Raw genomic sequence first — 17,784 nt, 5'->3', positions numbered from 1 at the left:
ACGGCGGCTGCCGGATCGTGATGCTCAGATCTCCCTCAGATGTGATGACGCAGGTCACAGGCCGTCATTACTGTCCTCCGAAACCGAGGAGGACGGAGCCGTGAAGCGATGACCGAAGTATCGGTGGCCAAGGAGGACAGGGCCGCGTCCGACGAACTGGTCGTCCTGAAGAGCGTCAACAAGCACTTCGGCGCGTTGCACGTGCTCCAGGACATCGACCTGACGATCGACCGCGGCGAGGTCGTGGTCGTCATCGGGCCCTCCGGGTCCGGCAAGTCGACCCTGTGCCGCACCATCAACCGCCTGGAGACGATCGACTCGGGCACCATCACGATCGACGGCAGACCCCTGCCGCACGAGGGCCGGGAGCTGGCGCGACTGCGCGCCGACGTCGGGATGGTCTTCCAGTCCTTCAATCTCTTCGCGCACAAGACCGTGCTCGAGAACGTGATGCTGGGCCAGATCAAGGTCCGCAGGGCCGACAAGAAGGCGGCCGAGGAGAAGGCGCGGGCCCTGCTGGACCGGGTCGGCGTGGGCACCCAGGCCGACAAGTACCCCGCCCAGCTGTCCGGCGGCCAGCAGCAGCGTGTCGCCATCGCGCGGGCGCTGGCGATGAACCCGAAGGTCATGCTCTTCGACGAGCCGACCTCGGCACTCGACCCCGAGATGATCAACGAGGTCCTGGACGTCATGCGGCAGCTGGCGAGCGAGGGCATGACGATGATCGTCGTCACCCATGAGATGGGCTTCGCACGCTCCGCCGCCAACCGGGTGGTCTTCATGGCGGACGGCCGGATCGTCGAACAGGCCGCGCCCGAGCAGTTCTTCAACAACCCGCGCAGCGACCGGGCCAAGGACTTCCTGTCCAAGATCCTGCACCACTGAGACCGCGGACGGCTCTCGCCGGCGCCTGGATCGCTTTTCCCGACGGGCCTCGTCCCGCACCACTTCGAAGGATGTTCAGCATGCAGCTCCGCAAGGTCACCGCCGCCTCGGCCGCCGTCCTCGCCCTCAGCCTCGCCGCCACCGCGTGCGGCGGCGGCAAGAAGGACGACAACGGGTCCTCCGGTGGCAAGAAGATCGCCATCGGCATCAAGTTCGACCAGCCCGGCCTCGGCCAGAAGACGCCCCAGGGCTACGCGGGTTTCGATGTCGACGTGGCCACCTATGTCGCCAAGAAGCTCGGCTACAGCCCGGACCAGATCGAGTGGAAGGAGTCGAAGAGCGCCGACCGCGAGACCATGCTCCAGCGCGGTGACGTCGACTTCATCGCCGCCACGTACTCGATCACCCCGGAGCGCGAGCAGAAGGTCGACTTCGCCGGCCCGTACCTGCTGGCCCACCAGGACGTGCTGCTGCGCGCCGACGAGACCGCCATCAAGGCGCCGGCGGACCTGAACAACAAGAAGCTGTGTTCGGTCGCCGGTTCGACCTCGGCGCAGAACGTCAAGGCCAAGCTGGCCCCGAAGGCCGACCTCCAGACGTACCCGACGTACTCGGCCTGCCTGTCCGGCCTTCAGAGCGGCGCGATCGACGCCCTCACCACGGACGACTCCATCCTCGCCGGTTACGCCGCCCAGACCCAGTTCAAGGGCAAGTTCAAGCTCGGCGGCTTCAAGATGACCAACGAGAACTACGGGATCGGCGTCAAGAAGGGCAGCGACCTCAAGGCGAAGATCAACAAGGCCCTGGAGTCGATGGTCTCCGACGGCTCCTGGACGGCCGCCGTGAAGAAGAACTTCGGCCCGGCCGAGTACAAGAACGAGCCCGCGCCGCACATCGGCGACGTCAAGAGCTGAGGCAACGCCCCGCCGGTGCGCCGCCCTTCACGACGGCGGCGCACCGTGGGCATCCCTACACGCGGAAGCGCGGGAGATCGTGTTCGACTTTCTTGGACATTACGACGTACTGGGCGCCTTCTGGACGACGGTGCAGCTCACCCTGCTGTCGGCCCTGGGCTCCCTGGTCTGGGGCACCCTGCTGGCCGCCATGCGGGTGGGCCCGGTACCGCTGATGCGCGGTTTCGGCACCGCCTACGTGAACATCGTGCGGAACATCCCGCTCACGGTGATCATTCTGTTCTCCTCGCTGGGTCTGAACCAGACGCTGGGCGTCAGCCTGGGCGCCAAGGGCTTCGACGCGATCAACTTCCGGCTGGCCGTACTCGGCCTGGTCGTCTACACCTCGGCCTTCGTGTGCGAGGCGATCCGCGCCGGCATCAACACGGTGCCGGTCGGCCAGGCGGAGGCGGCACGGGCCATCGGCCTCGGCTTCTCCCAGGTGCTGGGTCTGGTCGTGCTCCCGCAGGCCTTCCGCGCGACCGTCGCACCGCTGACCAACGTGCTGATCGCGCTGACGAAGAACACGACGGTGGCCGCCGCGATCAGCGTGGCGGAGGCGGCCCTGCTGATGAAGAAGATGATCGAGAACGAGGCGCAGCTGATGTCGATCTCGGCGGTCATCGCCTTCGGCTTCGTCTGCCTGACCCTGCCGACCGGCCTGATCCTCGGCTGGGTGGGCAAGAAGGTGGCGGTGAAGCGATGACTTCCGTCCTGTACGACACTCCGGGACCCCGCGCCAAGCGGCGCAACGTCCTCTACACGGCGGCCTTCCTGGTCGTCCTCGCGGCCCTCGTCTGGTGGGTCTACCGCGCCCTGAACGACAAGGGCCAGCTGGACTGGGCCCTGTGGAAGCCCTTCTTCTCCGGTTCCGAGGCGTACACGACGTACATCTGGCCGGGGCTGCAGAAGACCCTCGAGGCGGCGGCGCTGGCGATGGTCGTCGCGCTTCCGCTGGGCGCGGTCCTCGGTATCGCAAGGCTCTCGGACCACGTCTGGGTGCGGGTGATCGCCGCGGTGCTGGTCGAGTTCTTCCGCGCGATCCCCGTGCTGGTCCTGATGATCTTCGGGCTCGCGCTGTTCGCCGAGTACACCGGTGTCAGCTCGGACGACCGGCCGTTCTACGCGGTCGTCACCGGCCTGGTGCTGTACAACGCGTCGGTGCTCGCGGAGATCGTCCGTGCGGGCATCCTCTCGCTGCCCAAAGGGCAGTCCGAGGCGTCCCTGGCGATCGGCCTGCGCAAGGGCCAGATGATGCGGCTCGTGCTGCTGCCGCAGTCGGTCACCGTGATGCTCCCGGCGATCGTCAGCCAGTTGGTGGTCATCGTGAAGGACACCGCCCTCGGCGGCGCGGTCCTCACCTTCCCCGAAATGCTGGCCTCGGCCAACACGATGAGCGGCTACTACGGCAACTTCATCGCCTCGCTCACCGTCGTGGCCGTGATCTACGTGGCCATCAACTTCTCGCTGACCTCCTTCGCGCACTGGCTGGAGGGCCGGCTGCGGCGGGGCAAGAGGTCGGCCGGTGCGGTGCTGGGCGCGCAGGACGTCGCGGACGTCGCGGGTACGGCGGCGACCGGCGCGGATCCGTCGGGCTCCCTCTCCGGCATCGGCGACATCACCGGCACCAAGAAGTGACGATCATTTAATTCGCATGATTCGGCCGGGGGCGGTGGCATGATCGCCACTGCCCCCGAGGGTCACTTGACGCATACTCTGCCAATGGGTTGCATACGTTCTGTGATCGTGCACCCGGCCTCACCCTGCTGTTCACCCACCGCCGTCGAGGCATCGCCGCGGACGGGGGGCGCCGCGCCGTGGACCCGGTGATCATCGTCGGAGCGGGGCCCGTCGGGCTCACGCTCGCCCTGGCGCTGGCCCGCCAGGAGGTACCGACCGTCGTCCTGGACGAGGGCCCCGGCAAGGAGGACGCCCGCCCGGCGCGCACCGTCGTACTGCGCGCGGACACGGCCGCGCTGCTGGAACGGCTGACCGGCGCGGCGCTCGGCCACCACGGCGTGCGCTGGACCGGCTGGCGCTCGTTGCGCCGCCGGCAGGTGGTGAGCGAGATCGCCTTCGCCCCGGACGAACCCGCCCCGGTGCACATCGCCCAGCACGTGGTCTCGGGCCTGCTGCGGGCGGCCGCCGCCGATCAGCCACTGGTGGAGATCGCCACCGACAGCCGCCTGGACTCGATCGAGCAGGAGCCCTCCGGCGTCACCGCGCACACCCGGGGAACCAAGGGCACCTGGTGGCGCGGCAGTTACCTGGTGGGCTGCGACGGCACCCGCTCGACCGTGCGCAAACTCCAGGACATCCGCTTCCCCGGCCGTACGGCGGTGGAGCGGCACGCGGTCGCCGCGCTGCGCACGGAACTTCCCTGGGAGGACCAGGCCCTGCTGCACCGGATGCCGCCGTGGCGGTCGTCCGGGCCCTTCGCCGGGGAGGTGACCGCCCGCCCGCTGCCGGACGGCGCCTGGCGCCTGGACTGGCTGCTGCCGCCGGGCAAGGACCTGGTCACGCCCGAACTCCTGGTGGCCCGGATCCGGGAGACCCTCGCGGGCTGGACCGACAGCTCGACACCGGCGTACGACCTGCTCGACACCGGCGTCCACACGGTGCACCACCGGCTGGCCCGGCGGTGGCGGGACGGCCGTGTCTTCCTCGCCGGCGACGCGGCGCATCTGCTCGGCGCGCTGGGCACACAGGGTCTTGACGAGGGGCTGCGGGACGCCGACAACCTCTCCTGGAAACTGGCCTCCGCCTGGCACCACGGCCCGCACGAGGCGCTGCTCGACAGCTACCAGGCGGAGCGGCGCGCGGTGGTCGCCGCCCGGCTGCGCGCCACCGACCAGGCGCTGCCGGGGCTGCGCGGCGGGGGCGGACTGCGCAACATCGTCCCGGGCACGGCCCGGGGCCACGACGCCCTCCTTGCCGACGGCCACCTGGGCCGCGGGTCGCTCGGCGCGCCGGGCGCCTACACCGCCTCCCCGCTCACGCCCCGCCACCTCCAGGGCGAGATCCCCGTCGACACCCCGCGCGGCGCACCGGTGACGGACGTCCGCGTCACGGCGGAGGACGGCTCCTTCGTCCGCCTGCGCGACCGTCTCGGCCGCGGCACGCTGCTCGTCCTGCTGATCGCCCCCGGCACCGGCGTCTGGGACCGCAAGCACTGGGTCTCCGCGGGCCTGATGCCCCGCCTGGCCGCCGCCGTGACGGCCCTGCCGCACCCCGCGGAACTGCTGGTCGCCGAGAGCTACCCGGGCGCCCCGGCCCACAGCGTGCTCCTCGTACGCCCCGACGGCCACCTGGTCACCGCCCTGACCGGCGTCCGCCCCGCCGACCTCTACGCGGCGGCGGAGGCGACGGTGGGGGGAGCGGTGAAGGAGGAGGTGGAGGCGGGGGCAGGGGTGCGTTGACCGGGGCGGGTGTCGCCGGGCACGGGTTCCGGGGCACTCACCGGCAACGGGAAGCCCGACACGGTCCCGCCCCGCACCCTTCGTCCCGCGCGCCGCTCCACCGGTTCCCCGTCCGGCGCGTCGTCAGAGATCGGACTCCCCCGAAAAGTCCGTCTCCTCCCCCTCTTCCTCCAAAGCCCGGCGCACGACGCGCAGGGACATCCCTTCGGAATAGCCCTTGCGGGCGAGCATGCCGGCGAGGCGGCGGATGCGCTTGTCGCGGTCGAGGCCCCGGGTGGCGCGCAGCTTGCGGGCGACGAGTTCCCGGGCGGTCTCCTCCTCCTGGTCGGAGTCGAGCTGTCCGACGGCCTCCTCGATCAGCGTCGAGTCGACCCCCTTGGTACGCAGCTCCCGGGCGAGGGCCCGCCGGGCCAGGCCACGGCCGTGGTGCCGGGACTCCACCCAGGCGTCCGCGAACGCGCCGTCGTCGATCAGCCCGACCTCCTCGAACCGCGACAGCACCTCCTCGGCCACGTCCTCGGGGATCTCCCGCTTGCGCAGGGCGTCCGCGAGCTGCTTGCGGGTGCGCGGGGTACCGGTGAGCAGGCGCAGGCAGATCGCCCGTGCCCGCTCGGCCGGGTCCCCCGAGGACTCCCCCCGCTCGGTCATCGGCGAGGAGCTGGCGCCTTCGTCCGCACCGGACGGCTCTCCGAAGCCGCGCCGTCGGCGGCCCCGCCCCCGGCCGCCCCGTGCGCCGTCGGCATCCCGGGAGCCGGGACCGGTCGAGCCGCCCCCGTACGGCTCACCGCCCTCGTCACCCGGCCAGGCGCCGCCCCCGCGAGCGCCGTCCCCGTATCCGTCGCCCCCGTCCCAGCCGTCGCCGTGTCCGTCGTCCCCGTGTCCGTGGTCTCCACCGGTCCCGTACCCGTTGTCACCGCCCGGGACGTGCGCCGGGCGGCTCCCGGTGCCCCTCCCCCGTGAGGCACCGGGTGTGGCGTACTCGTACTCGGACCAGTCGGTTCGTCGTGTCACGGTCAGCTCTTGGCAGCGGCGGCCTTGGGCTTGGTGGCCTTGGCGGCCGGGGCGGCCGTCTTGGCGGTGTCCTCGGCCGGGGCGGCACCCGCGGCGTCCGCACCGGGCTCGGCCGACGGCTCCTCCGGCCGGACGCCCACGCCCAGCTTCTCCTTGATCTTCTTCTCGATCTCGTTGGCCAGGTCGGGGTTGTCCTTGAGGAAGTTGCGCGCGTTCTCCTTGCCCTGGCCGAGCTGGTCGCCCTCGTACGTGTACCAGGCGCCGGCCTTGCGGACGAAGCCGTGCTCCACGCCCATGTCGATCAGCCCGCCCTCGCGGCTGATGCCCTGGCCGTAGAGGATGTCGAACTCGGCCTGCTTGAAGGGGGGCGCGACCTTGTTCTTGACGACCTTGCAGCGGGTGCGGTTGCCGACCGCCTCGGTGCCGTCCTTCAGGGTCTCGATGCGGCGGATGTCGATGCGCACCGAGGCGTAGAACTTCAGCGCCCGGCCACCGGTCGTGGTCTCCGGGGAGCCGAACATGACGCCGATCTTCTCGCGGAGCTGGTTGATGAAGATGGCGGTGGTCTTGGACTGGTTGAGCGCGCTGGTGATCTTCCGCAGCGCCTGGCTCATCAGACGGGCCTGGAGACCGACGTGGCTGTCGCCCATCTCGCCCTCGATCTCGGCGCGCGGCACGAGCGCGGCGACGGAGTCGATGACGATCAGGTCGAGCGCGCCGGAGCGGACCAGCATGTCCACGATCTCCAGCGCCTGCTCGCCGTTGTCCGGCTGCGACAGGATCAGGTTGTCGATGTCGACGCCCAGCTTGCGCGCGTACTCGGGGTCGAGGGCGTGCTCGGCGTCCACGAACGCGACCTGGCCGCCGGCCTTCTGCGCGTTCGCCACGGCGTGCAGCGTCAGGGTCGTCTTACCGGAGGACTCCGGTCCGTAGATCTCCACGACACGGCCGCGCGGCAGACCGCCGACGCCGAGGGCCACGTCGAGCGCGGTCGAGCCGGTCGAGATGACCTCGATGGGCTCCTTCGACCGGTCGCCCATGCGCATGACCGCGCCCTTGCCGAATTGTCGTTCAATCTGTGCGAGTGCGGCGTCGAGCGCCTTCTCGCGGTCGGTTCCTGCCATGGGTTCCACCCGGTTTGCTTGAGTCGATCGCTTCACGTCAAAGACGCTAACGCCTGCCACTGACAATGCGCCCCGACGCCGGCCCGGCCTGTGGATAACCGGGGTGCATATCTACCAAAAACGTGACCAAACCCCCGGTCCGCGGCCTCGCCGGAGCTTTCATGAGAATGGATGTTCGATTTTCGTGTCAAGCGACACCCGTCGTGTCGGAGTGCCCTTCGAGAGCCGCGCCGCTCGGGCGGAGCGCTACCGCCGGACCCGGGCGGCCCTGATCCGCGCGAGCACGCCCGGGGCGCCCCCGGTCCGCACCCGATGCCCGTTCACCCGGGGGTCGTCGGTGACGTCGTACCGCTTCACGTAGGCGCCCAGGAACGCCTGGAGGGTGGCCACCGCGGGGATGGAGATCAGCGCGCCGACGGCACCCAGCAGCGCCGTGCCCACGATGACCGAGCCGAAGGCGACGGCGGGGTGGATGTCGACGCTCTTGGCGGTCAGCTTGGGCTGGAGCATGTAGTTCTCGAACTGCTGGTAGACCACGACGAAGACCAGCACCCACACCGCGTACCAGGGGGCGACGGTGAACGCGATCAGCATCGGCAGCGCGCCCGCGAGATAGGTGCCGATGGTGGGGATGAACTGCGAGACCAGCCCCACCCAGACGCCCAGCACGGGCGCGTACGGCACGCCCAGGGCCTGCAGCAGGATGTAGTGCGCCACGCCGGAGACGAGTGCCATCAGGCCGCGCGAGTAGAGGTAGCCGCCCGTCTTGTCGACGGCTATCTCCCAGGCGCGCAGCACCTCGGACTGGCGCGCGGGCGGCAGCACCGAGCACAGGGCGCGGCGCAGCCGGGGGCCGTCGGCGGCGAAGTAGAACGAGAACAGCGCGACGGTGAGCAGTTGGAAGAGGCCACCGAGCACCTGCTGGGACACGTCGAGGACACCGGCCGCGCTGTTCTGCGCGTACTTGCGCAGCCAGTCGGAGTGCAGCAGCCCCTCCTGGACGTCGACCCGTTTGAGATGGGCGTGGAAGGTCTGGTTGATCCAGTTGATGAGCGAGTCCAGGTAGTCCGGGAAGCCCTCGATCATCTTGATGATCTGGCCGGCCAGCATCGATCCGAGCAGGGTGACGAACCCCGCGGCGGCGACGGTCAGGACGAAGAAGACCAGGAAGGTGGCGAGCCCCCTGCGCATGCCGCGGGCGGCCATCCGGCTCACGGCGGGCTCGATCGCCAGGGCCAGGAAGAACGCGATCAGGATGTTGACCAGCAGCCCGGTGAGCTGGTGGAAGGCCCAGTTGCCCAGCTGGAAGGCGGCGACCAGCGCGAGCGCGAGGACCATGGCGCGCGGCAGCCAGCGCGGCATACGGCCGTCGGGCGTGCGGCCGTCCGGTGCGGCGGCTCCGGCGACCGGCGGCCGGTCGGTCGTCGCCGTCGGGCCGGCCGGTTCCGCGCGCCGGGTCAGCTGCTCGGTGTCCTCGTCAGTGCGTGCCACGCGCCAAGTCTCGCCCACTCCACCGGCAAACAGCGCCCACCTGCGGCTTTCGTGACCGATCGGTGCCGTGGCGTCGACTTCACATCGGACGTACGGGGCATTCGACCCCATGGCGGGCGGGGAGCCGGAGGCCCCTCAGCGCCGTTCCCCCGGCACGTCCATGACCGTGCACACCACGCGCCACACGTCCTTGGCCGCCCAGCCGGCGTCCAGCGCCTCGTTGACCGTGCGTCCGCCCAGCTCCGACATCACATGATCGCGTGCGAAGGTCTCGGCGTACCCCGGACCGAAGTGTTCCGCCATCCGCTGCCAGAAGTCCGTCAACCGCATGAATCCCGCTCCATACCCGCTATGACCTGCACGTTGTCCGCCTGTCGCACCTGGTGTGCGCCCGCGCCGGGCGGGAAGCGTGTGTACACACGCAGCGTAGGACCAGAGCGGGCGTGCCCGAGCGGGCGGGCGAGGAAGGAGTGAGGAGGGGGAGAAGGGGTGAGCCCCCGTCCGAAGAGACCGTCAACCGCGTGAAGCCGGCATCCCGCCCCTGAGAGTGGGGCCCGCCCGGGACCGCTTGCCAAGGCGGCATTCCGTCCTACGGTCTGACGCATGGCCGAAACCGGAGCTTCCCCACTCCCCTGCACGCCCCCGGCGCGCTCCCCGCTCTTCAGCGCCGAACAGTTCATGTGGCTCACCGCACGCGTGCTGGAACAGCGCCTTTTCGCGTACCACTTCCTGCGCGGCGCACCGGACGCGGTGGAGGCGGCGCTGGACGCCTATCGCAACGAGGACGGCGGGTACGGGCATGCCCTGGAGCCCGATCTGCGCGGGCCCGTGAGCCAGCCCCTGCACACCGCGCACGCGCTGCGCGTCCTGGACGCCGTCGGTCGCTGCGGCGGGCAGCGGGTGGAGCGCGTGTGCCGCTATCTGACCTCCGTCTCCACGGCGGACGGCGCGCTGCCGGCGGTCCATCCCGGCGGGCGCGGGTATCCGGCGGCGCCGCTCGTCCAGGGCTCTCCCACCGCCTCGGGCGTGTCCGCCCACGCGGGCTCCCGCGGCTCGCTGCCGGCCACCGGGCCGGTGGTGGGACTGCTGCACCGCAACGAGGTGTGGCACGCCTGGCTGTTCCGGGCCACCGACTTCTGCTGGCAGGCCGTGGCGGACCTGGAGGATCCGCATCCTCACGAGGTGCTGGCCGCCGTGGCCTTCCTGGACTCCGTTCCCGACCGACCGCGCGCGGAGGCCGCCGCGGACCGGCTCGGCCGCCTGGTGCGCGCGCGGCGGCTCGTCGTGCTGGACCCGGACCGCCCGGTGCCCTCCGGCCAGGCCGCGGGCATGCGCCAGGTCCCGCAGCAGGCGGCACGCCGGGGTGATCCGGGCGCCCGCCACTTTCCGCACGATCTCGCCGGGAGCCCCGCCTCGCTCGCGCGCGCGTGGTTCACCGACGACGAGATGGCCCGCTCCCTGGACCACCTGGCCGCCGGGCAGCAGGAGGACGGCGGCTGGCCGGTCCGCCGCCGGTCATGGGCACCGGTCCCCACGCTGGAGGCGCGCGCCCTGGTGACGATCGAGGCACTGTGCACCCTGCGGGCCCACGGCCGCTTCGTGGGCTGATCCGGTTCAGTCCCCTGCCGGGTGGCGACCCGATGCCGGTTTTGAACCCGCTGCCGGTTTTGAAACCCGTGTACGACGGCTCAGCCGCCGAGGGCCCGGACGCCCGCCGTCACGAGTACGGCCGCGCCGACGACCACCAGGAACGGTGCCCGCAGCACCAGGGCCGCGGCGGCCGCCCCGAGCCCCGCGGCCCTGGCGTCCAGCATCAGCGCGTGCCCCTGGGCGAACGTCTGCTGTGCGGTGAGCGCGGCGAGGAGGGCGACGGGCAGCAGCGCGGCGAGCCGCCGTACGACGGGGCGCTCGATGACATGGGCGACGGCGGCCTCGGCGGGCCTGGTGCCGGTGTCCAGGAGGAGTCGCGCGCGGCGCACCCGGGCGTCGGTCAGCCAGGCGTGCGGTGGCATGCCGTAGCTGTCGCGGAAGGCCCGCAGCAGCGCGAACGGGCTGGTCCCGAGTTCGGTGGCGAGCCGTTCGGGAGCACGGCCCGCGCGCGGGCCGCGATCCGCGCCCCGGCCGTGCGCGGCCGCCGCTCGGGCAGCATGCCGCCGTTCAGCCTGAGCAACCGCGTCACGGCGACCCGGAGCAGGGTGTCGGCGGACAGCGCGTCGCCCTCCTCCACGGCGCGGAGCACCTCGTGGACGAGGTGGACGGTGGCGGGGTCGTCGAGGACGGGGCTGACGAAGCCGGGGCGCCGCGCAGGGTGCTGGTCTCCGCCGCTATCGCCGCCACCACCTCGGGCGCGGGGTAGACCGCCCCGTACCGCCAGCCCTCCGGGACCCCGGCCCGGCCGGTGTGCGGGGTGTCCGGGTTGACCAGCGCGAGGGCCCCCGCGCCCGCGCGGACGTCGGAGCCGGCGTGGTGGAACACCTCCACGCCGTCGGCGATGGCGGCGATCACGAAGTTCTCGTGGGTGTGCCGGACGAAGGTCTTGCGGACGTACCGGGCGCGCAGCAGATCGACACCGGGCAGTTCCTCGTACTGCCAGTGCCGCGCGCGCTCCACCGCCCGTCCCGCCCGGTCGCGGGGCGGGCGGTCGTCCTGCCGTCCGACCGAGCCTGCCATGGGTCCATTGTCCGCCGCGACGGTCTCGTCCGGCTCCTCACCCCATCGCGACGGCGGGGCATTTGCCCAGGTCAGCACGATTGTCAGTGATGCGGTGCAGGATGGACGCATGGTCAGCTCCGCACACCGGGCCCTCGACGGCTTCTCCCCCGCGACCCGCGGCTGGTTCACGGGGGCGTTCTCCGCGCCCACCGCCGCCCAGTCCGGCGCGTGGGACGCCATCCGGGCTGGTTCGGACGTGCTGGTGGTCGCGCCGACCGGCTCCGGCAAGACGCTGGCCGCCTTCCTCGCCGCCCTGGACCAGTTGGCCTCGGCCCCGCCCCCGGCCGACCCGAGGAAGCGCTGCCGGGTGCTGTACGTCTCACCGCTGAAGGCCCTGGCGGTCGACGTCGAACGCAATCTGCGCAGCCCGCTGACCGGTATCCGCCAGGAGTCCGTCCGCCTCGGCCTGCCGGAACCCGAGGTCAAGGTCGGCATCCGCTCCGGCGACACCCCGCCCGCCGAGCGCCGCGCGCTGTCCACGCGGCCGCCGGACATCCTGATCACCACCCCCGAGTCGCTCTTCCTGATGCTGACCTCGGCCACCCGCGACGCGCTCACGGGCGTGGAGACGGTGATCCTGGACGAGGTGCACGCGGTCGCGGGCACCAAACGCGGCGCACACCTCGCGCTCTCCCTGGAGCGCCTCGACGAACTGCTCCCCGGACCGGCCCGCCGGATCGGCCTGTCGGCGACCGTGCGCCCGGTGGACGAGATCGCCCGCTATCTCTCGCCGCGCCGCAAGGTGGAGATCGTCCAGCCGGAGTCCGGAAAGGAGTTCGACCTCTCGGTCGTCGTACCGGTGGAGGACATGGGCGAGCTGGGCGGCTCCCCGGCCACCGAGGCGGCCGACGACGGCGAACGGCCGTCGATCTGGCCGCACGTGGAGGAGCGGATCGCCGACCTGGTGCAGTCGCACCGCTCCACCATCGTCTTCGCCAACTCCCGCCGCCTGGCCGAGCGCCTGTGCAACCGGCTCAACGAGATCGCCTACGAGCGCGCGACGGGCGAGCCACTGGCGGAGCACCACTCCCCGGCCCAGCTGATGGGCGGCTCGGGCGCGGCCCAGGGCGCGCCCCCGGTGATCGCCCGCGCCCACCACGGCTCGGTGTCCAAGGAGCAGCGCGCGCTGGTGGAGGAGGACCTGAAGGCGGGCCGGCTGCCCGCCGTGGTGGCCACCTCCAGCCTGGAGCTGGGCATCGACATGGGCGCCGTCGACCTCGTCGTCCAGGTGGAGTCCCCGCCCTCGGTGGCCTCCGGGCTCCAGCGCGTCGGCCGCGCCGGACACCAGGTGGGCGCCGTCTCCACCGGCGTGGTCTTCCCCAAGTACCGGGGCGACCTGGTGCAGGCGGCCGTGGTGACCGAGCGGATGCGTTCGGGCGCCATCGAGTCCCTGAGGGTGCCCGCGAACCCCCTGGACGTACTCGCCCAGCAACTCGTCGCCATGACGGCCCTGGACACCTGGCAGTTCGACGACCTGCTCGCCATGGTCCGCCGCGCCGCCCCCTTCGCCTCGCTCCCGGAGTCGGCGTTCACCGCGGTCCTCGACATGCTCGCGGGCCGCTACCCCTCGGACGCGTTCGCGGAACTTCGCCCGCGGGTGGTGTGGGACCGCGTGGCCGGCACCGTCACCGGCCGCCCCGGCGCCCAGCGGCTGGCCGTCACCTCCGGTGGCACCATCCCGGACCGCGGCCTGTTCGGGGTCTTCCTCGCCGGCAGCGATCCCAGGAAGGGCGGCGGCCGGGTCGGCGAGCTGGACGAGGAGATGGTCTACGAGTCCCGGGTGGGCGACGTCTTCACGCTGGGCACGAGTTCCTGGCGCATCGAGGACATCACCCGCGACCGGGTCCTGGTCTCGCCCGCTCCGGGCGTGCCGGGCCGGCTTCCGTTCTGGAAGGGCGACCAGCTGGGCCGCCCGCTCGAACTGGGCCGCGCGGTCGGCGCGTTCCTGCGCGAGGTCGGTTCGATGTCCGAGGAGGACGCCCGGCCGCGGCTGCTCGCCGCGGGCCTGGACGCGTGGGCGGCGGACAACGTACTGGCGTATCTGCGGGAGCAGCGCGAGTCCTGCGGCCATGTCCCGGACGACCGCACGATCGTCGTGGAGCGCTTCCGCGACGAACTGGGCGACTGGCGGGTCGTCGTCCACTCCCCCTTCGGCGCCCAGGTGCACGCCCCCTGGGCACTCGCGCTCGGCGCCCGGCTGTCCGAGCGCTACGGCATGGACGCCCAGGTGATGCACGCCGACGACGGCATCGTGCTGCGCCTGCCCGACGCCGACCTGATGAGCCTGGACCTCCTCGACCAGGAGCCCGTGAAGGCGGGCGCGCCCTTCTCCACGGACGGCGAGCAGCCGCCGGTGGGCGCGGCGGACGTCGCCTTCGACAAGGGCGAGGTCGACCAGGTGGTCACCGAGCAGGTCGGCGGTTCGGCCCTGTTCGCCTCCCGGTTCCGCGAGTGCGCCGCGCGCGCCCTGCTGCTGCCGCGCCGCAACCCGGGCAAGCGCACCCCGCTGTGGCAGCAGCGCCAGCGCGCGGCCCAGCTCCTCCAGGTGGCAAGCGAGTTCGGCTCGTTCCCGATCGTCCTGGAGGCCGTCCGCGAATGCCTCCAGGACGTCTTCGACGTGCCCGGCCTGGCCGAGCTGATGGGCGACATCGAGTCCCGCAAGGTGCGCCTGGTCGAGGTCACCACCCCGGAGCCGTCCCCCTTCGCCCGCTCCCTGCTGTTCGGGTACGTCGCCCAGTTCCTGTACGAGGGTGACTCCCCGCTGGCCGAGCGCCGGGCCGCCGCGCTCTCCCTGGACTCCCGGCTGCTGGCCGAACTGCTCGGTCAGGCGGAACTGCGCGAGCTGCTCGACGCCGATGTGCTCACCGAGCTGGAGCGCGAACTCCAGTGGCTCGCCGAGGACCGCCGGATCAAGGACGTGGAGGGCGTCGCCGACGTGCTGCGGCTGCTCGGCCCGCTCACCGAGGCCGAGTTGGTCGCGCGGGGCGCCGACCCGCACTGGGTGCGTGAGCTGGCCGGCGCCCGCCGGGCGATCAGGGTCCGGATCTCCGGTGCCGACCAGTGGGCGGCGATCGAGGACGCGGGCCGGCTGCGCGACGCGCTCGGCACCGCGCTGCCCGTCGGCGTCCCCGAGGCCTTCACCGAACCGGTCAAGGACCCCCTGGGCGACCTCCTCGCGCGCTACGCCCGTACGCACGGCCCGTTCACCTCGGCCACCGCCGCGAACCGCTTCGGCCTCGGCGTGGCGGTCACCGAGGGCGCCCTCCAGCGGCTCGCCGCGGGGGGCCGGGTGGTGCAGGGCGAGTTCCATCCGGCGGGTATCGGCCAGGAGTGGTGCGACGCCACGGTGCTCCGGCGACTGCGCCGCCGCTCCCTGGCGGCCCTGCGGCACGAGCTGGAACCCGTACCGCCCGCCGCGCTCGGCCAGTTCCTGCCGCAGTGGCAGCACATCGGCAAGGGACACGGTCTGCGCGGCGTGGACGGACTGGTGCGCGCCGTCGAGCAGTTGCAGGGCGCCTCGGTGCCCGCGTCCGCGCTGGAGAAGCTGGTCCTGCCGTCCCGGGTGGCGAACTACACGCCGGCGATGCTGGACGAGCTGACCGCGGCCGGCGAGGTGGTGTGGGCCGGCGCGGGCGCCCTGCCCGGCAAGGACGGCTGGGTCTCCCTCTATCTGGCGGACGCGGCACCCCTGTTGCTGCCGTCGCCGCACCCGCTGGAGCCGACCGCACTCCACCAGTCCGTGCTGGACGCGCTGTCCGGTGGCTACGGCCTGTTCTTCCGGCAGATCGCCGACCAGGTCCGCGCCACCACGCACCCGGACGCCACCGATCCCCAACTGGCCGACGCCCTCTGGGACCTGGCCTGGTCGGGCCGGCTCACCAACGACACGCTGGCGCCGATGCGTTCCCTGCTGGGCTCGGGCCGTACGGCGGGTTCGACCGCCCACCGTGCCAAGCGTGCCGTGCCGCGCGGGCGCTACGGCTCCCTGACGGCCGCGGCGCGTACGGCCTCCCGCACCGGCCCCCCGACGGTCGCGGGACGCTGGTCCCTGCTGCCCCCGGCCGAGCCGGACGCCACCGTGCGCGCGCACGCGCTGGCCCGCACCCTGCTGGACCGGCACGGCGTGGTGACCCGGGGAGCGGTCGCCGCGGAAGGCGTGGAGGGCGGCTTCTCGGCGGTGTACCGGGTGCTGTCCGTCTTCGAGGACAGCGGCCAGGCCAGACGCGGCTATGTCGTCGAAGGGCTCGGCGCCGCCCAGTTCGCCATGGACGGCGCGGTGGACCGGCTGCGCGCGGTGTCCAACGCGCGGGACCGGGGCGAGTCCCCGCCCGCCCCGGTGGGCGGCTTCCCGGCAGCGGGATTCACCGCTGCGGAGGGCTTCCCCGGCATCGACGGCGGCCCGCACGCGCACAGCCCGTCCCCTTACGGCACCGACGCGGGCTTCGCCCACCCCGGGCTCGACGGCGACTTCACCTGGCCACCGACCGACGCCGGCGGCGGCCACGACTCGCCCCGCGAGCTCGCCGACCCCCTCTCCGCCCCCGGCTACGGCGGCCTACGGGGCGGCGGCGGATCCACCGGCTACGGCTCGGGCACCTCCTGGGGGGACCGGAGCCCGCGGCGGGGCCACGGCCGGGACCGTTCCCCCGACTCCCGTGCCGTCGTCCTCGCCGCGGCCGACCCGGCGAACGCCTACGGCGCGGCCTTGTCCTGGCCCGAACCGCCGACCGGCGCCGGACACAAGCCGGGCCGCAAGGCGGGTTCCCTGGTCGTCCTGGTGGAGGGCGAGCTGACGCTGTACATGGAGCGCGGCGGCAAGACCCTCCTCGCCTGGCCGGCCACCCCGGACACCGGAGCCATGGACGACCCCCGCCTGCGGACGGCCGCCGAGACCTTGGCCGCCGCCGCCCGTGCCGGCTCCCTCGGCACGGTCACCGTGGAACGGATCAACGGCGCCCCGGCCCTGACCTCCCCCATAGGAACCCTGTTGGAGGCAGCGGGCTTCGTGGCCACCCCACGGGGGCTGCGCCTGAGGGCGTGAGCCAGAGCGTGCGGGACGGGGATGGGGGTGTGGGACGGAGTGTGCGGCCGGTGGACCCGGTCGGCCGCCCATGGGCCGCCGGGCCGAGGAGGCCGGGGCTGCCCGGCATGCGGCCGGACCGAGGGGCCCGTCGTGCCGAGGGCCCGGGGCTACCGCTCCACCGAGCCGTCCCCGGCTCCCCGCGCCTCCCCCGACTCCCCAGGCTCCCTCCGCGTCCTCCGACACCTCCGCTCGGGCGACGTCCGCTTTCCCTCCCCCCTCCCCCGCCATGGCACCCTTGACCCATGCCCGAAGGTGACACGGTCTGGCGGGCCGCGCGGCGGTTGCACGAGGCGCTCACGGGTGAGGTGCTGACCCGCAGCGACTTCCGGGTGCCGAAGTACGCGACCGTCGACCTCACCGGTCGCCGGGTGCTGGGCACGGTTCCGCGCGGCAAGCACCTGCTCACCCGCTTCGAGGACGGCCTGACCCTGCACACGCATCTGCGCATGGAGGGCGCCTGGAAGATCTACGGCGCGGGCGAGCGCTGGCGCGGCGGCCCCGGGCACCAGATCCGCGCGATCCTGGGCACCCCCGACCGCGCGGCCGTCGGGTACCGGCTCCAAGTGCTCGAACTGCTGCGCACCACCGAGGAGGATCGAGTGGTCGGCCATCTCGGTCCCGACCTGCTCGGCCCCGGCTGGGACCCGGAACTCGCGCTCGCCAATCTGCGCACGGACCCCGCCCGCCCCCTCGGCGAGGCCCTCCTCGACCAGCGCAATCTGGCCGGAATCGGCAACGTCTACAAGAGCGAGCTGTGCTTCCTGCTCGGTGCCACCCCCTGGCTGCCGGTCGGCGCGCTGCCCGCGGACCGCGCCGAGAAACTGCCCGGTCTCGCGCACCGGCTGCTGGAGGCCAACCGCGACCGCCCGGTCCGCCGGACCACGGGCCTGCCCCACCAGGACCTGTTCGTGTACGGCCGCGCGCTCCGCCCCTGTCTGCGCTGCCACACCCCGGTCCGCGTGGCCGACCAGGGCGACGGTTCCCAGGACCGCCCCACCTACTGGTGTCCCACCTGTCAGTCCGGCCCCGCCCCGGCGCCGGACGCCCCGCGGCGCCGGCGCGAGCGACACCGCCGTACCCCCACCTGACGCACCCGCCGGACCCGG

General features: G+C 72.6%; 14 protein-coding genes. 8 read left to right on the top strand and 6 right to left on the bottom strand.

What is annotated here, in order from left to right; translation table 11 throughout:
- Positions 1-108: 108 nt before the first annotated feature.
- The 5 genes from VT52_RS27210 to VT52_RS27190 all read left to right on the top strand — a co-directional run bounded on the left by VT52_RS27210 (position 109) and on the right by VT52_RS27190 (position 5,257).
- The gene (locus tag VT52_RS27210) at positions 109-885 is read left to right on the top strand and encodes an amino acid ABC transporter ATP-binding protein (RefSeq protein ID WP_046420654.1); all 777 of its coding nucleotides are present in this window, start codon (positions 109-111) and stop codon (positions 883-885) included.
- Positions 886-965: 80 nt separating this feature from the next.
- Positions 966-1,799, top strand: a complete 834-nt coding sequence (locus VT52_RS27205) for a glutamate ABC transporter substrate-binding protein (RefSeq protein WP_046420651.1) — start codon at positions 966-968, stop codon at positions 1,797-1,799.
- Positions 1,800-1,878: 79 nt separating this feature from the next.
- Positions 1,879-2,544 carry an amino acid ABC transporter permease gene (locus tag VT52_RS27200; RefSeq protein ID WP_046420649.1) on the top strand — a complete coding sequence of 222 codons (666 nt, stop codon included), beginning with the start codon at positions 1,879-1,881 and terminating at the stop codon, positions 2,542-2,544.
- The gene (locus VT52_RS27195; RefSeq protein ID WP_046420646.1) at positions 2,541-3,476 is read left to right on the top strand and encodes an amino acid ABC transporter permease; all 936 of its coding nucleotides are present in this window, start codon (positions 2,541-2,543) and stop codon (positions 3,474-3,476) included. Before VT52_RS27200 ends, VT52_RS27195 begins: the two co-directional genes overlap by 4 nt.
- Positions 3,477-3,655: 179 nt before the next feature.
- Complete coding sequence (locus VT52_RS27190) at positions 3,656-5,257, top strand: FAD-dependent monooxygenase (RefSeq protein WP_046420643.1); 1,602 nt, start codon at positions 3,656-3,658, stop codon at positions 5,255-5,257.
- Between the two features lie 123 nt (positions 5,258-5,380).
- On the opposite strand, the gene recX is transcribed toward VT52_RS27190, so the two are convergent.
- From recX to VT52_RS27170, 4 genes are all read right to left on the bottom strand, one after another.
- Complete coding sequence (recX, locus tag VT52_RS27185) at positions 5,381-6,268, bottom strand: recombination regulator RecX (protein ID WP_046420642.1); 888 nt, start codon at positions 6,266-6,268, stop codon at positions 5,381-5,383.
- Between the two features lie 2 nt (positions 6,269-6,270).
- Positions 6,271-7,392 carry a recombinase RecA gene (gene recA, locus VT52_RS27180; RefSeq protein WP_046420638.1) on the bottom strand — a complete coding sequence of 374 codons (1,122 nt, stop codon included), beginning with the start codon at positions 7,390-7,392 and terminating at the stop codon, positions 6,271-6,273.
- Positions 7,393-7,638: 246 nt separating this feature from the next.
- Positions 7,639-8,883, bottom strand: a complete 1,245-nt coding sequence (locus VT52_RS27175) for an AI-2E family transporter (RefSeq protein ID WP_107481461.1) — start codon at positions 8,881-8,883, stop codon at positions 7,639-7,641.
- Positions 8,884-9,018: 135 nt separating this feature from the next.
- The gene (locus VT52_RS27170) at positions 9,019-9,213 is read right to left on the bottom strand and encodes a DUF3046 domain-containing protein (RefSeq protein WP_046420636.1); all 195 of its coding nucleotides are present in this window, start codon (positions 9,211-9,213) and stop codon (positions 9,019-9,021) included.
- Between the two features lie 273 nt (positions 9,214-9,486).
- Between VT52_RS27170 and VT52_RS27165 the strand changes: the two genes are divergently transcribed.
- Positions 9,487-10,491, top strand: a complete 1,005-nt coding sequence (locus VT52_RS27165; RefSeq protein WP_206306612.1) for a hypothetical protein — start codon at positions 9,487-9,489, stop codon at positions 10,489-10,491.
- An 80-nt stretch (positions 10,492-10,571) separates the two neighbouring features.
- Here VT52_RS27165 and VT52_RS38175 read toward each other — a convergent pair whose 3' ends face one another.
- Both VT52_RS38175 and VT52_RS36095 read right to left on the bottom strand, forming a co-directional pair.
- Positions 10,572-10,922: an AzlD domain-containing protein gene (locus VT52_RS38175; protein WP_079175297.1), complete on the bottom strand. Its 351-nt coding sequence runs from the start codon at positions 10,920-10,922 to the stop codon at positions 10,572-10,574.
- 136 nt (positions 10,923-11,058) lie between these two features.
- Positions 11,059-11,553: an AraC family ligand binding domain-containing protein gene (locus VT52_RS36095; protein ID WP_167377745.1), complete on the bottom strand. Its 495-nt coding sequence runs from the start codon at positions 11,551-11,553 to the stop codon at positions 11,059-11,061.
- Between the two features lie 109 nt (positions 11,554-11,662).
- Here VT52_RS36095 and VT52_RS27150 point away from each other — a divergent pair, with 109 nt between their 5' ends.
- On the top strand, positions 11,663-16,636 hold the full coding sequence (locus VT52_RS27150) for an ATP-dependent helicase (protein WP_046420631.1): 4,974 nt from the start codon (positions 11,663-11,665) through the stop codon (positions 16,634-16,636).
- A 284-nt stretch (positions 16,637-16,920) separates the two neighbouring features.
- Entirely contained in the window at positions 16,921-17,766 is an 846-nt protein-coding gene (locus tag VT52_RS27145) for an Fpg/Nei family DNA glycosylase (protein ID WP_046420630.1), read from the top strand.
- Positions 17,767-17,784 lie beyond the last annotated feature (18 nt).

This window comes from Streptomyces malaysiense (genome assembly GCF_000980885.2).
Classification (GTDB): Bacteria; Actinomycetota; Actinomycetes; order Streptomycetales; family Streptomycetaceae; genus Streptomyces; species Streptomyces malaysiense.
This window is presented reverse-complemented; position numbering and strand designations above follow the sequence as displayed.